This is a genomic window from Lysinibacillus sp. BNK-21 (assembly GCF_048684915.1).
In the GTDB taxonomy this organism is placed as follows: domain Bacteria; phylum Bacillota; class Bacilli; order Bacillales_A; family Planococcaceae; genus Lysinibacillus; species Lysinibacillus capsici.
Genome location: NZ_JBLQTS010000001.1, coordinates 415,473 through 430,117 on the forward strand (window position 1 = coordinate 415,473; position 14,645 = coordinate 430,117).

At 38.5% G+C, this 14,645-nt stretch carries 12 protein-coding genes; all 12 read left to right on the forward strand.

What is annotated here, in order from left to right; all coding sequences use genetic code 11:
• Window positions 1-14: 14 nt before the first annotated feature.
• The 12 genes from ACMGGO_RS02055 to ACMGGO_RS02110 all read left to right on the forward strand — a co-directional run bounded on the left by ACMGGO_RS02055 (window position 15) and on the right by ACMGGO_RS02110 (window position 14,644).
• Window positions 15-335, forward strand: coding sequence for a YerC/YecD family TrpR-related protein (locus ACMGGO_RS02055; protein WP_004225717.1), 321 nt, complete (start codon window positions 15-17; stop codon window positions 333-335).
• Window positions 336-446: 111 nt separating this feature from the next.
• Window positions 447-1,136, forward strand: a complete 690-nt coding sequence (locus tag ACMGGO_RS02060) for a heptaprenylglyceryl phosphate synthase (protein ID WP_420281544.1) — start codon at window positions 447-449, stop codon at window positions 1,134-1,136.
• A gap of 32 nt (window positions 1,137-1,168) precedes the next feature.
• On the forward strand, window positions 1,169-3,421 hold the full coding sequence (gene pcrA, locus ACMGGO_RS02065) for a DNA helicase PcrA (protein WP_305193718.1): 2,253 nt from the start codon (window positions 1,169-1,171) through the stop codon (window positions 3,419-3,421).
• 14 nt (window positions 3,422-3,435) lie between these two features.
• The gene (ligA, locus tag ACMGGO_RS02070) at window positions 3,436-5,439 is read left to right on the forward strand and encodes an NAD-dependent DNA ligase LigA (RefSeq protein ID WP_420281545.1); all 2,004 of its coding nucleotides are present in this window, start codon (window positions 3,436-3,438) and stop codon (window positions 5,437-5,439) included.
• Window positions 5,440-5,560: 121 nt separating this feature from the next.
• The gene (locus ACMGGO_RS02075; RefSeq protein WP_048394876.1) at window positions 5,561-6,700 is read left to right on the forward strand and encodes a CamS family sex pheromone protein; all 1,140 of its coding nucleotides are present in this window, start codon (window positions 5,561-5,563) and stop codon (window positions 6,698-6,700) included.
• 233 nt (window positions 6,701-6,933) lie between these two features.
• Window positions 6,934-7,221 carry an Asp-tRNA(Asn)/Glu-tRNA(Gln) amidotransferase subunit GatC gene (gene gatC / locus ACMGGO_RS02080; protein ID WP_004225708.1) on the forward strand — a complete coding sequence of 96 codons (288 nt, stop codon included), beginning with the start codon at window positions 6,934-6,936 and terminating at the stop codon, window positions 7,219-7,221.
• A gap of 24 nt (window positions 7,222-7,245) precedes the next feature.
• Complete coding sequence (gatA, locus tag ACMGGO_RS02085) at window positions 7,246-8,709, forward strand: Asp-tRNA(Asn)/Glu-tRNA(Gln) amidotransferase subunit GatA (RefSeq protein WP_004225706.1); 1,464 nt, start codon at window positions 7,246-7,248, stop codon at window positions 8,707-8,709.
• Between the two features lies 1 nt (window position 8,710).
• Window positions 8,711-10,138, forward strand: a complete 1,428-nt coding sequence (gene gatB, locus ACMGGO_RS02090; protein WP_048394874.1) for an Asp-tRNA(Asn)/Glu-tRNA(Gln) amidotransferase subunit GatB — start codon at window positions 8,711-8,713, stop codon at window positions 10,136-10,138.
• Between the two features lie 157 nt (window positions 10,139-10,295).
• The gene (locus ACMGGO_RS02095) at window positions 10,296-10,859 is read left to right on the forward strand and encodes a thioredoxin family protein (protein ID WP_420281546.1); all 564 of its coding nucleotides are present in this window, start codon (window positions 10,296-10,298) and stop codon (window positions 10,857-10,859) included.
• 72 nt (window positions 10,860-10,931) lie between these two features.
• Window positions 10,932-11,846 (forward strand): diacylglycerol kinase, encoded by a 915-nt coding sequence (locus ACMGGO_RS02100; protein WP_004225701.1) that lies wholly within the window; start codon window positions 10,932-10,934, stop codon window positions 11,844-11,846.
• Between the two features lie 429 nt (window positions 11,847-12,275).
• Window positions 12,276-13,622, forward strand: coding sequence for a cytochrome ubiquinol oxidase subunit I (locus ACMGGO_RS02105; RefSeq protein ID WP_048394871.1), 1,347 nt, complete (start codon window positions 12,276-12,278; stop codon window positions 13,620-13,622).
• Entirely contained in the window at window positions 13,619-14,644 is a 1,026-nt protein-coding gene (locus tag ACMGGO_RS02110) for a cytochrome d ubiquinol oxidase subunit II (protein ID WP_259951010.1), read from the forward strand. The genes ACMGGO_RS02105 and ACMGGO_RS02110 overlap by 4 nt, the downstream gene beginning before the upstream one ends.
• The last annotated feature ends 1 nt before the right edge of the window (window position 14,645 follow it).

A 14,645-nucleotide genomic window follows, 5' to 3' on the forward strand; every position in this document is an offset into this window, starting at 1 on the left:
GGGAGGAAAATTGTATGCAAATCGAAAAAATTCGGGGGCATCAAACAGATCAATTATTTAAAGCAGTGTTAGAGTTGAAGGACATCGAGGAATGCTATAAGTTTTTTGATGATTTATGTACGATTAGTGAAATTCAATCGTTGGCACAACGCTTTGAGGTTGCACATTTATTACGATTAAAGAAAACCTACGAATCCATTAAAAAGGAAACAGGGGCAAGTACTGCAACTATTTCGCGCGTGCGTCGCTGCTTCGATTATGGGAATGATACATATGATGAAATGTTAGGTCGTTTGTATCCAGATGAAAAACCATTCCAAGCACCAAAAGAATAGTCAGAAAAAAGGCTGAGTAGAAGTTCTACTCGGTCTTTTTCATTTTTTTGTCGTGAATCATAAGCTATACTTGTAAACGAATAGATAGAAAATGATAGGTGGTAAACATAGATGGATTATTTAGAATGGAGACATGTGTTCAAGCTAGATCCAGCGAAGGACATTTCCGATGAAGCATTAGAAAAAATTTGCGAGTCTGGGACAGATGTTATTTTGGTCGGGGGAACAGATAATGTAACGTTGGATGGGGTATTAGATTTACTTGTTCGAGTGCGTCGTTTTGAGGTGCCGATAGCACTTGAAATTTCTACGATCGATGCGGTAACACCAGGTTACGACTATTATTTCATCCCAACGGTATTAAATAGTGATGATCCAAAATGGATTAAAAATTTACATCATGAGGCTATTAAAGAATACGGCGATATTATGGTATGGGATGAATTAGTAGCGGAAGGATATTGTATTTTAAATCCTGATTGTAAAGTAGCCCATGTAACGGGTGCGAAAACAGATTTAACGATTGATGACGTGGTAGCTTATGCACGCATGGCAGAGAATTTCTTTAAACTGCCTGTTTTTTATTTAGAGTACAGTGGTATGTATGGCAATCTAGAGGTAGTTAGTGCTGTGAAAAACGAACTGAAGCATACTAAACTCTTTTACGGTGGTGGCATAACATCTGTAAAGCAAGCAGAGGAAATGGCACGCGTTGCAGATACGGTAGTAATTGGAAATATTATTTACGAAGATTTAAAAGCTGCACTTGCGACTGTTAAGGCTGTTAAAAATACGTTATAATTTTAGAACAAATGTTTGTAAGGCGGTGCGAAATGGAACAGTTAACAAAAAATTTACTAGCAGGCATGAATCCTGAACAAGAAAGAGCAGTTAAAACAACTGAAGGACCATTACTCATTATGGCAGGTGCAGGGTCAGGAAAAACACGAGTTTTAACACATCGTATTGCTTACCTAGTTATCGAAAAGGAAGTATATCCTTCTAAAATTTTAGCGATTACATTTACAAATAAAGCAGCACGAGAAATGCGTGAACGTATTGATGGCATTCTTGGTAATGGTACGGGCGATAGTATGTGGGTTTCTACTTTCCACTCTATGTGTGTAAGAATTTTACGTCGTAATATCGATCAACTAGGCATTTCTCGTAATTTCTCTATTTTAGATTCTACGGATCAGCTTTCAGTCATCAAAAATGTGATGAAGGAAGAAAATATTGATCCAAAACGTTTTGAGCCACGAGCAATTTTAAATGCTATTAGTGCAGCAAAAAACGAGTGTATAGCAGCGGATGATTACGCAGGCCAAATGAATGATAAGAATCCTTATGAACAAACAGTTGCACGTATCTATAAAGGCTATGAGAAAAGATTACGCCGCAACCAATCCCTTGATTTTGATGATTTGATTATGACGACGATTACGTTGTTTAAACGTGTACCTGAAGTGCTTGAATATTATCAAAATAAATTTCAATATATTCATGTCGATGAATATCAAGATACCAATAAATCTCAGTATTTACTTGTACAGTTACTAGCAAAGAAATTTAAAAATATTTGTGTTGTAGGTGATTCCGATCAGTCTATCTATCGTTGGCGTGGTGCAGATATTGGGAATATCCTATCCTTCGAAAAGGATTATCCAACTGCAAAGGTGATTATGCTAGAGCAAAATTATCGTTCAACTAAACGCATCCTACAGGCAGCCAATGACGTCATTCAAAATAATACAACACGTTACCCAAAAGAATTACGCACAGAAAATTCAGAAGGTGAAAAGATTGCACTATATAAAGCTTATAACGAGCAGGAGGAAGCGCAATTTGTTGTACAAACGATTCAACAGTTAATTGAAAAAGAAAATCGTTCATTTGATGACTTTGCTATTTTATATCGTACAAACGCTCAATCTCGTGTAATGGAGGAAGTACTTGTTAAGTCCAATATGGCCTATCAAATAGTAGGCGGAACAAAGTTCTATGATCGAAAAGAGATAAAGGACTTACTAGCATATTTACGACTTATTGCTAATAATGATGATGATTTATCACTAGCACGTATTATTAATGAGCCAAAGCGCAGTATTGGTGCAACTTCCTTTGAAAAAATGGCACGTTATGCGATAGATCAGGATCGTTCGATTTTTGATGCGATGAATGATCTTGTTTTCATGGGATTATCAGGGAAAGCAGCAAATTCGGCTGAGCAATTTTATGCCATGATTAAAGGCTTTACACAAATGCAGGAATATCTATCTGTCACTGAAATTGTGGAGCAAGTTATTGATAAATCGGGTTATCGAGCAATGTTACAAAACGAAAAAACAATTGAAGCAGAAAGCCGTTTAGAAAATATTGAAGAGTTTTTATCTGTCACAAAGGCTTTTGAAGAGCGCAGTGATGATAAAAGCTTAATTGCCTTTTTAACAGATTTAGCCCTTATAGCTGATATTGATGCACTTGACAAAGAGGATGCATCTAAAGGCAATATTATTTTAATGACGATGCATGCAGCTAAAGGCTTAGAGTTCCCAGTTGTCTTTATTATCGGTATGGAGGAAAACATCTTCCCACATTCACGCTCACTAGACGATCAAGAAGAAATGGAAGAGGAACGCCGCCTTATGTACGTAGGTGTGACCCGTGCTGAGGAACGTCTATATTTAACATGTGCCCAAAGCCGAACGATTTTTGGTCGTTCAAGCTTTAATAATGCATCCCGATTTTTAGGTGAAATTTCTCAAGATATTACAGAGTCAATTTCTAAGGCAGGGACAACATCAACAGTACCATTTGCTACTAACAATCGTTCAACCGGTGGCCATCAAAAGCGTATGCTGGGTGCTATTCAGCAAACACAACCTGCCACAGCACGTTTACAAGCAACGGGGGGAGATCAATTTGGATGGAAAGCTGGAGATAAGGCGATTCATAAAAAATGGGGAACAGGTATGGTTGTTAGTGTAAAAGGTGAAGGTGATAGTACAGAGCTTGATATCGCATTCCCACAACCAATTGGTATAAAGCGATTACTTGCTCAATTTGCACCGATTGAAAAAGCGTAAGCGGAGGAACGTAAATGAACGAAATAGAACAGCGTATAGCGGAGTTAAATAAATTACTGCATGAATATGGTTATGCCTATTATGTGTTAGATAAACCTGTCGTAGCAGATAGTGTCTATGACCAGCTATTACAGGAACTGATTGCATTAGAAGAAGCGAACCCATCCCTTATTTACCCCGATTCTCCTACGCAGCGTGTTGGTGGAGCAGTGGTAGAAGGTTTTAAAAAAGTGACGCATGATTACCCAATGCTTAGTCTTTCAAATGCTTTTCATGAAGCGGATTTACGAGAATTCGATCGTAAAGTGCGTCAGGCTATCGGAGATCAATTTTCATATGTATGTGAGCTGAAAATAGATGGTTTAGCTATTTCATTAAAATATGAAAATGGCATGTTTGTACAAGGGGCTACAAGAGGAGATGGTGTGGTAGGAGAAGATATTACCGCCAATTTAAAGACAATCCGTGCGATTCCCCTTCGTTTAAAGGAACCTATTACGATTGAAGTACGTGGTGAGGCGTATATGCCAAAAAAATCCTTTGAAAACTTAAATGCCCAACGTGCAGACAATGGTGAGGAGTTGTTTGCTAATCCACGGAATGCTGCAGCTGGCTCATTACGTCAGTTAGACCCTAAAATTGCGGCCAGTCGCCAATTATCAACGTTTATCTATGCCATTGGCGGAGACGGTGAAGTATATGGTATCGACGGTCATGCAGAAATGCTTGATTATTTAGAAGGCTTAGGCTTCCCTTCCAATAAAGAACGCCAACGATGCTCTACTATTGAAGAGGTAATGGCCTTTATAGAACATTGGACAGAAAATCGTCCAAAATTAGCTTACGAGATTGACGGAATTGTTATTAAAGTTGACCGTTATGCTCAGCAAGATGAACTAGGTTATACAGCAAAGAGTCCACGCTGGGCGATTGCCTATAAATTTCCCGCAGAGGAAGTTGTTACAACGTTACTTGATATTGATTTAACAGTAGGTCGTACAGGTGTTGTTACTCCTACAGCGATTTTAACCCCCGTACAAGTAGCGGGAACGACGGTTCAACGTGCTTCTTTACACAATGAAGATTTAATTCGAGATAAGGATATTCGTCTTGGTGATACAGTTATTATTCGAAAAGCTGGTGACATTATTCCTCAAGTTGTGGGTGTGCTAATAGAACAACGTCCTGAAGATTCAGTCCCTTTTGTCATGCCAAAAAATTGCCCTGTTTGTGATAGTGAATTGATTCGGATTGAAGGCGAAGTTGCCCTGCGCTGTGTAAATCCTGCCTGCTTTGCGCAAATTGCAGAAAGCATAAAATATTTTGTTTCTCGAAACGCGATGAATATTGACGGTCTTGGGGATAAAGTAGTGGAGCAATTATTACGTGCAGATTTAATACATGATGTTTCTGACCTGTATCATTTAACGGTAGAGCAGCTTGTGGAATTGGAGCGTATGGGCGAAAAATCAGCAACTAATTTAGTAAATGCCATTCAAGCATCGAAGGAAAATTCGATGGAGCGTTTATTAATTGGACTAGGAATTCGTCATGTTGGTGAAAAAGCAGCCAAAATCGTATCAGAGGAATTTGGTTCAATGGAAGCAGTGATGGCTGCAACAGAGGAGCAGCTTGTAGCAATTTATGAAATTGGAGATAAAATGGCTTCATCGTTAGTGGAGTATTTCTCAAATGAAGATGCACGAGCAGTCATTAAGCGTCTTGCTGAAGCAGGCGTGAATATGAAATACAAAGGTAAAAAAGTAGAAGTAGCGATAGGTGATAGTCCTTTTGCAGGTAAAACAATTGTCTTAACTGGTAAACTTGAGCAATTGACACGCAACGAAGCAAAAGCGAAAATAGAAGAGTTAGGTGGTACAGTCACGGGTAGTGTCAGCAAAAAAACAGATCTAGTGATCGCAGGTGCGGATGCAGGCTCTAAACTAACAAAGGCTGAGCAATTGGGTATCGAAGTTTGGACTGAAGATAACTTAATTGAACAACTTAACCTCATTTAATAAGTGCATGATATCCTTCCTTTTATGAATAGGAGGCAATGTTGAGTGCACAACCGTTACAACAAGGCGTCGAGTAGATTCGTCGACCTAAAATTGACTATTAGTAAAGGAGCACTAAATAATGAAGTCTTTTCGACTCATTCCAGCAATCGTAGCTGCTGCAATGCTAGTCGGCTGTGTGCCTTCTGACAAGAAGGAGACAGAGCTTACACAGGAAACGCAACAGAAAGAAAAAGCTGAAACAACAATTATCCCAAGCATACAAATTGATGAATCTTATTATAAGACGCTTATCCCTTATAAAGAGAGTGCAAGTAGAGGTCTAGTGGTATCTAACATTTATACGAAATATGATATGAAGGAAGTTGAATCAGGTTTAATGCGTTTATCTCAAAATGAGTTCGACACAGAAAACTACTACTTCCAAGAAGGTCAATATTTAGCTGAAAGTACAGTAAGCTCTTGGCTTGCTCGTAGTTCACAAACAGAGGATGGATTAAATCCACCGACAACAGACACAATGACACCTGAGGAGCGAGCAACAAAGGCTCCAGTTTATTTATCCCATATTGTAGAGCAAAACTACTTAACAAAAACGAAGGATAATAAAGTGAAACTAGGTGGGATTTCAATCGGTCTTGCTTTAAATTCTATCTATTACTATCAAAAAGAACAGTATGGCGAATATTACGAGGAACCAATTTCAGAGTCTACTCTTATTGAGCAGGGCAAAAAAATGGCTGCTGAAATCGTTTCTCGTTTACGTTCACGTGAAGAGTTAAAGGATGTACCGATTGTGGTTGGTTTGTTTAAGCAGCAAGCCCGTAATCAAATTATTCCAGGGACATACTTTAGCTATGGTGTAGCAAAAGCAGGGCAGAACAGCATCGCTGATTGGGAAGGTATAGATGAAAATTACGTCTTGTTCCCAACAGATGATTCACAAGATGTATACCGAGATGTCAACAATAACTTCAAGAACTTCAAGCAAGATGTTGATAAATATTTTTCTAACTATACAAGTGTGATCGGAACTGGTTTCTATCGTAATAAACAAATACAAAACCTTTCGATTGAAATCCCAATCCAATTTTTCGGCAAAGCAGAGATAATAGGATTCACGCAATATTTAACAGGGATTTTAATCAATCAATTTGATAATATTCATGTGGAAGTGAGTGTTACTTCAGTGAATGGTCCTGAGGCATTAATCATCAAAAAGGCCAATGACAAGGACCCTTACGTGCATGTTTATGATTAATATAGTCAGCCTTTGTGCTGACTATATTTTTTATGGTAATGGATTGAAATAGAGGAACACAACAGGATGATAGAGACAACACTTTGTTATAGTAGTGAAAGTTTCTATATTTTTAGTGAAAGTTGTGATTTTTAAAATGAAAAATGTTATGATTATTGGCATGGTTAACTTTATTCAACCCTATTGTTATCAATAAAAACAATGAATTGAACAAGTATTCGGAGGTGTGAAAAATGGCTAAATTAACAAAAGAAGAAGTAAAGCACGTGGCAAATTTAGCACGTCTTGCAATTACAGAAGAAGAAGCAGAGAAATTTGCTGAACAGCTTGGTAAAATTACAGACTTTGCGGAGCAGTTAAATGAACTGGATACAACAAATGTTGAACCAACAACGCACGTTTTACCATTAGTGAATGTAATGCGTGAAGACGTAGCAGTAAAAGGTTTAGACCGCGAAGTAATGATGTTAAACGTAAAAGAACAAGAAGATGGTCAAGTAAAAGTACCAGCTATCATGTAATACTAAAACATAGGAGGATTCCTCATGACGCTATTTGAACGTTCAGCTAAGGAGTTACAAGCAGAAATTAAAGCGGGTAACTTATCAATCGCTGACTTAACGAAAGAAGCATACGAGCGTATTGCAAAGCTTGATGGCGATGTACAAGCATTCCTTGCTTCAAACGAAGAAAAAGCAACTGCTCAAGCTGCTGAAATGGATAAAGTACCATTTGAAAAGCGTGGACCATTATTCGGTCTACCGATCGGTGTGAAAGACAACATCGTAACAGAAGGCTTAGAAACAACATGTGCCTCTAAAATTCTAGAAGGCTTTATGCCAATCTATGATGCAACTGTTGTCAACAAGCTACGTGAAGCTGGCATGATTACAGTTGGTAAATTAAACATGGATGAATTTGCAATGGGTTCTTCAAACGAAAACTCATACTATAAAACAACAAAAAATCCATGGAACTTAAACCACGTACCAGGAGGTTCTTCAGGTGCATCTGCAGCAGCTGTAGCAGCTGGTGAAGTACCATTCTCTCTTGGATCAGATACAGGTGGTTCAATCCGTCAACCTGCAGCTTACTGTGGTGTTGTAGGGATGAAACCTACATATGGTCGTGTATCTCGTTTTGGTCTCGTTGCATTCGCATCTTCTCTAGATCAAATTGGACCAATTACACGCAATGTTGAAGATAATGCGCTATTACTAGAAGCTATCGCTGGATTAGATCCAAATGATTCGACTTCTGCGAATGTTGAGGTGCCAAATTACGCTGCAGCTCTTACTGGTGATGTTAAGGGCTTACGTATCGCTGTGCCAAAAGAATTCCTTGGTGAAGGAGTTGGTGAAGCAGCTCGTCAATCAGTGCTTGCGGCATTAGAGGTATTAAAAGGCTTAGGTGCTACTGTAGAAGAGGTATCACTTCCTCACTCGAAATATGCACTAGCTGCGTACTATATCCTTTCTTCATCTGAAGCGTCTTCTAACTTATCTCGTTTCGATGGTATCCGCTATGGTTTCCGTGCAGAAAACGTTACAAATTTAATGGACCTTTATAAAGAAACACGTGCACAAGGCTTTGGTGATGAAGTAAAACGACGTATCATGCTAGGTACTTATTCACTAAGTGCAGGTACGTATGATGCGTACTACAAAAAAGCACAACAAGCACGTACTTTGATCAAAGCAGACTACGATAAAGTATTTGAAGACTTTGATGTTATCATTGGACCAACAGCTCCAACACCAGCATTCAAGATTGGTGAAAATGTTGATGATCCAATGACAATGTATGCAAACGATATTTTAACAATCCCGATGAACTTAGCAGGTGTACCAGCGATTTCAATTCCTTGTGGCTTTGAAAACGGCCTACCATTAGGTTTACAAATAATTGGTAAATATTTCGATGAAGCAACTATTTACCGTGTGGCTCATGCTTTTGAACAAGCAACTGAGTTCCATAAAGAAGTTCCTCAAATGTGGGAGGGAAAATAACATGAACTTTGAAACAGTCATTGGTTTAGAAGTACACGTTGAGTTGAAGACTAACTCAAAAATCTTCTCACCAGCACCAGCTCACTTTGGTGCTGAACCAAATACAAATACAACAGTAATCGATTTAGGCTATCCTGGGGTCCTACCAGTCCTGAACAAAAATGTAGTAGATTTCGCTATGCGTGCAGCACTTGCACTCAATATGGAAATCGAACAAGAAACAAAGTTTGACCGTAAAAACTACTTCTATCCAGATAATCCGAAAGCTTATCAAATTTCACAATTCGATAAGCCAATCGGTAAAAATGGTTGGATTGATATTGAAGTAGATGGCTATACAAAACGTATCGGTATCACACGTCTTCATATGGAAGAAGATGCTGGTAAGCTTTCACATGCTGGTGACCATTCACTAGTTGACTTTAACCGTCAAGGAACACCGCTTGTTGAAATCGTTTCTGAGCCAGATATTCGTACACCAAACGAAGCATATGCATATCTCGAAAAATTAAAATCGATTATTCAATATACTGACGTATCTGATTGTAAGATGGAAGAAGGCTCATTACGTTGTGATGCCAATATTTCTATTCGCCCTTATGGTCAAGAAGAATTTGGTACAAAAACAGAGCTTAAAAACCTGAACTCCTTCAACTATGTTCGTCGTGGTTTAGAACATGAAGAATTACGTCAAGCAGATGTATTATTATCTGGTGGCGTGATTGAGCAAGAAACACGTCGTTTTGATGAAAAAACAGGTAAAACAATTTTAATGCGTGTTAAAGAGGGAACAGACGATTACCGTTACTTCCCAGAGCCAGACTTAGTTCGTCTTTCAATTGATGATGCATGGTTAGAGCGTGTGAAATCTGAAATTCCTGAGCTTCCAGATGCTCGTAAAAAACGCTATGTTGAAGAACTAGGCTTAACACCTTATGATGCTGGAGTTCTTGTTATCTCTAAAGAGATCTCAGACTTCTTTGAGGCAATGGTAGCAAATGGGGCAGATGCTAAGCTTTCTGCTAACTGGTTAATGGGAGATGTTTCTGCTTATTTAAACGCAGAGCAAAAAGATCTAAAAGATACTGCATTAACACCAGAAAACCTTGCTGAAATGGTGAAATTAATTACAGACGGTACAATTTCTTCTAAGATCGGTAAAAAAGTATTTGCTGAATTGGTAGAAAATGGCGGATCTGCACAGGATATTGTGAAAGCAAAAGGCTTAGTGCAAATTTCTGATGAAGGTGCATTACTAGCAATCGTAACAGAAGTTTTAGATAACAATGCTCAATCTATCGAGGACTTCAAAAATGGTAAAGACCGTGCGATTGGCTTCTTAGTTGGTCAAATTATGAAGGCAACAAAAGGTCAAGCTAACCCACCAATGGTTAATAAATTATTACAACAAGAAATTGCCAAACGATAATACTCGTTGTAACATAATAGCCGAGAGAGCTTCATTGCTCCCTCGGCTATTAATTTTCAAAAATGTAACAAATTTGCATTTTACGAAACTTAATAGTTGTTTAAAAAGAGTATTCATAGCAAAATATAGAATAGACAGTAATAAGGGGGACGAGCCAATGAAAACAGAACAACAGTATTTTAATGAAGCTATATCAATACAGCAATATATGGAGAACATGACGACGTTAAAAGAAGAAAGCTTTCGTATTTATGATGGCTTTGAAGTACCAACAAACGATGATTTTATTGAGTTATTAAAAGAAAAACAACCTAAAATTTTAACGATTACAGAGGATTGGTGCGGAGACGCAATGTTAAATAATCCAATTATTCGCCGTATTGCTGAAGCAGCAGGATTAGATATGCGTACCGTTTTCCGTGATGCTGATACAGAACTAATTGATCGTTATTTAACAAACGGTGGTCGTGCAATTCCAATTTATCTATTATTAGATGATGCTGGAGAAGTGATTGGAAAATGGGGACCACGCGCACCAGAATTACAAGAGTTCGTCGTAACGAAACGAGCAAGCTTACCAGATAAAGAAGATCCAACATTTGAAGAGGCACAAAAGGCTCTTTATGCAGAAATTCGTGAAGAAAATATCTCCAATCAAACATATTGGACATTTGTTTATGAGGACTTTAAGAAGCAAGTAACAGAAACATTACAAAAATAACAAGAGTATTGCAACATTTCAACGTACAAATCGTTGAATGAAGTAGAATCTTATGAAGCAGGAAGGTATGTTATGAAACGAGCAAGAATCATTTATAATCCTACATCTGGACGCGAAGTGTTTAAGAAACATCTACCAGAGGTGTTGGAAAAACTAGAGGTAGCAGGCTATGAGACATCCTGTCACGCAACAACATGTGAAGGCGATGCAACGCTTGCAGCAAAAAATGCGGTAGAACGCGGTTTTGATATCATCATCGCAGTTGGTGGAGATGGCACATTAAATGAAGTTGTTTCAGGTGTAAGTCCATTTGAAAACCGTCCGAAAGTTGGTCTAATTCCAATGGGCACTACAAATGATTTTGCCCGTGCCGTGCATATCCCTCGAAATATTGAAGAGGCAGTAGACATTATTATTCAAGGCGACACATTGCCAGTGGATGTTGGACTCTTAAATGGCGAACGCTATTTCATCAATATTGCTGCTGGCGGACGTATTACAGAGCTAACATACGAAGTACCAAGCAAAATGAAAACAATGCTTGGTCAGTTAGCCTATTATGTAAAGGCAGTTGAGATGATTCCATCCATCAAAGCCTCACATATGCGCATTGAATATGATGGCGAAGTATTTGATGGCGACGCTATGATGTTCCTATGTGGGTTAACGAATTCAGTAGGCGGCTTTGAAAAACTAGCTCCTGATGCAAGCATTAATGATGGTTACTTTACTTTAATAGTGCTAAAGAAGGTAAGTCTTCCTGAATTTATTCAACTAGCTGCCATGGCACTAAGAGGCGAACATTTAAATGATGATCGTGTCATCTACAAAAAAGCTAGCGTTGTCAAAGTTACTACAGAAAATGAGGTCCACCTTAACCTCGATGGCGAATATGGCGGAGACGCTCCTGCTACATTTGAAAACCTAAAGCGTCACATCGAAATCTTTGTTCCACTCGCAGATATTCGAGAGGAAGACCGTATTTAATGAACCCGAAAAGCTCATCCGATTTTATTGTGGATGAGCTTTATTTTGTATTTTTTTGATTGCTTGAAGTGCTCTCAAAGAAGGAGAGGCCGCTCCAAATTAAAATTCCATCATTAGAATAAAACTGGCTAAATCCCATAAACTAAGCTTTAGAAGTAAGAATGTGAATGAAATTAGAAAAATGTTTGGCAAATGTGCGTATATTACTTGAACAAAATTTGAAACCTTAATAATAGACTGAAGTTTCGGTCCGTTATTAAGGTTTTTTTCGTTGGAATAGTGGAAAATGGGGGTATGGATAAGGGAAAGGAAGTGTTGCCTTTGTATAAGTCACAAGAAAAGAAGCTTATATGGCTAAGCTTTGGTGTTGCAATCATTATGCTACTTTCTATTCTTGGAAGAATATTTGGAAGTTAAGGGGGCAATGAGATGATTAATGAATCAGCGGTCTATTGGAGCCGAGCATTAACGGAGTTAACATTATCGTTCCATATTATTTATGCAACAATTGGTGTGGGTGTCCCGTTAATGATTATGATTGCTCAATGGACTGGGTATAAAAAGAATGATGAACATTATATCTTAATGGCAAGACGTTGGGCCCGTGGTTTTGTCATTACTGTAGCAGTCGGCGTGGTAACTGGAACCGCAATCGGCTTACAACTATCATTATTGTGGCCTAATTTTATGCAACTCGCTGGTCAAACAATTGCGTTACCACTTTTTATGGAAACGTTTGCATTTTTCTTTGAGGCGATATTCTTGGGCATCTATTTATATACTTGGGATCGCTTTGATAGTCAGAAAAAGCATATGCTTCTGTTAATCCCTGTTGCTGTCGGAGCATCGATGTCAGCAGTCTTTATCACAATTGTTAATGCTTTTATGAACGCACCAAGAGGATTTGATATCGTAGACGGAGAACTTGTTAATATTCAACCTTTTCTTGCAATGTTTAACCCCGCCATGCCAACGAAGGTTGCACATGTACTTGTGACAGCGTACATGACATCGGCATTTGTGCTAGCAGCTATTGCAGGATTTAGAATGTTAAAAGGCTCGAAGCATGTATACCATAAAAAATCACTACTTTTACTAATGAAAATTGGCTTGATTTTCTCCATAGCAGCCGCTGTGATTGGAGATTTTTCAGGAAAATACTTAGCTGAATATCAACCCGAAAAACTAGCAGCAGCAGAATGGCATTTTGAAACAGAAGGTAAGGCGTCTCTTGTATTATTTGGTGTCTTAGATGGAGAAGAAGTTAAATATGCTATCAAAATTCCGTATGCTTTAAGCATTCTTGCACATTTTAATCCTAATGCAGAGGTAATCGGCTTAGATCAATTTGAGGAAGAGGATCTACCGCCACTCTATATTCACTATCTCTTTGATATCATGGTTTCCATTGGTATGTTTATGATGCTAGTTTCATTACTTTATGTTGTAGGGAAAGCACGGGGCTGGCAGTTTATTCATTCACGATGGTATAGATGGATTATCGTAGCGGGAGGACCACTATCAATTATCGCGATTGAAGCAGGTTGGTGGCTTGCCGAAGTTGGACGTCAACCATGGATACTTTATGGACTAATGCGTACACCTGAGGGAGCTACGACGAGCGACCATGTGGATTTAATGCTGCTTTTATTCGCAGGAGTCTATGCAGTATTAGCAGTGGGAAGTATTGTCGTATTGGTAAGAATGTTTAAAAAGAACCCAATCGAACGCGAGATTGAAGATCGCCACTCTGAAAAAGGCGGTGACATCCTATGACGTTAGAGATTTTAGGTATTTCAGTATTATGGATATTCCTATTTGGCTATGTCATTGTCGCATCGATTGATTTTGGTGCTGGCTTCTTTAATGCATATAGCCTACTTATTGGTAAGAATCATATTTTAACAAATATTATTAAACGTTATTTATCGCCTGTTTGGGAAGTTACCAATGTCTTTTTAGTATTCTTCTTTGTAGGAATCGTAGGATTTTTCCCGCAAACCGCTTTTTATTACGGAACGGTTTTACTTGTGCCCGTTAGTATTTCGCTTGTACTATTGGCAATTCGAGGCTCCTACTATGCCTTTGAATCGTATGGTACACGAGGCCATATCGGATATACACTGACATATGGTGTAGCAGGTTTATTAATCCCCGCTTCTTTATCCGTTGTCTTTGCCATTGCCGGTGGAGGCTATGTTGATGTAATTGATGGGCAGCCTGTGCTGAACTACTGGACTTTATATACAAGTCCATTTGCTTGGAGCATTGTGGTACTAAGTATCGCTGCGGTATTGTATATTTCAGCCGTATTTTTAACATGGTACGCGCATAAAGCAAATGATAGCGAAGCAACGAAACTAATGAGAAAATATGCTCTTGTGTGGGCAGCACCGCTAATGATTAGTGCGCTTGGCATTATGTATGAAATGAAATCCATCAACCCAGAGAGCTACAGTCATATGGTAAATTTATGGTGGATGTTTGCGATTTCAGCTGTCTTATTTATTGTCACAGTCGTACTCATTGCCATGCGTAAAAAGTACGGACTTGCAGTTGGGCTCCTGATTGCTCAATTTGCCGTAGCCTTCTTTGCTTATGGAATTGCTCAATATCCATACCTACTGTATCCATATTTAACCATTTACGATAGCTTTACAAGCACACAAATGGCGATCGCTTTAGTTATCGCATTTATTTTAGGACTGTGTCTTCTTCTTCCTTCACTTTATTTATTGATGAAACTATTCTTATTCAATAAAAAATATGTGACAGGAAAAGAAGACAATCACGCATAGG

Bases quoted from the DNA above. Each gene is read 5' to 3' on its own strand.
- ACMGGO_RS02055 (WP_004225717.1), top strand. From the start codon at position 15: ATGCAAATCGAAAAAATTCGGGGGCATCAAACAGATCAATTATTTAAA.
- ACMGGO_RS02060 (WP_420281544.1), top strand. From the start codon at position 447: ATGGATTATTTAGAATGGAGACATGTGTTCAAGCTAGATCCAGCGAAG.
- pcrA (WP_305193718.1), top strand. From the start codon at position 1,169: ATGGAACAGTTAACAAAAAATTTACTAGCAGGCATGAATCCTGAACAA.
- ligA (WP_420281545.1), top strand. From the start codon at position 3,436: ATGAACGAAATAGAACAGCGTATAGCGGAGTTAAATAAATTACTGCAT.
- ACMGGO_RS02075 (WP_048394876.1), top strand. From the start codon at position 5,561: ATGAAGTCTTTTCGACTCATTCCAGCAATCGTAGCTGCTGCAATGCTA.
- gatC (WP_004225708.1), top strand. From the start codon at position 6,934: ATGGCTAAATTAACAAAAGAAGAAGTAAAGCACGTGGCAAATTTAGCA.
- gatA (WP_004225706.1), top strand. From the start codon at position 7,246: ATGACGCTATTTGAACGTTCAGCTAAGGAGTTACAAGCAGAAATTAAA.
- gatB (WP_048394874.1), top strand. From the start codon at position 8,711: ATGAACTTTGAAACAGTCATTGGTTTAGAAGTACACGTTGAGTTGAAG.
- ACMGGO_RS02095 (WP_420281546.1), top strand. From the start codon at position 10,296: ATGAAAACAGAACAACAGTATTTTAATGAAGCTATATCAATACAGCAA.
- ACMGGO_RS02100 (WP_004225701.1), top strand. From the start codon at position 10,932: ATGAAACGAGCAAGAATCATTTATAATCCTACATCTGGACGCGAAGTG.
- ACMGGO_RS02105 (WP_048394871.1), top strand. From the start codon at position 12,276: ATGATTAATGAATCAGCGGTCTATTGGAGCCGAGCATTAACGGAGTTA.
- ACMGGO_RS02110 (WP_259951010.1), top strand. From the start codon at position 13,619: ATGACGTTAGAGATTTTAGGTATTTCAGTATTATGGATATTCCTATTT.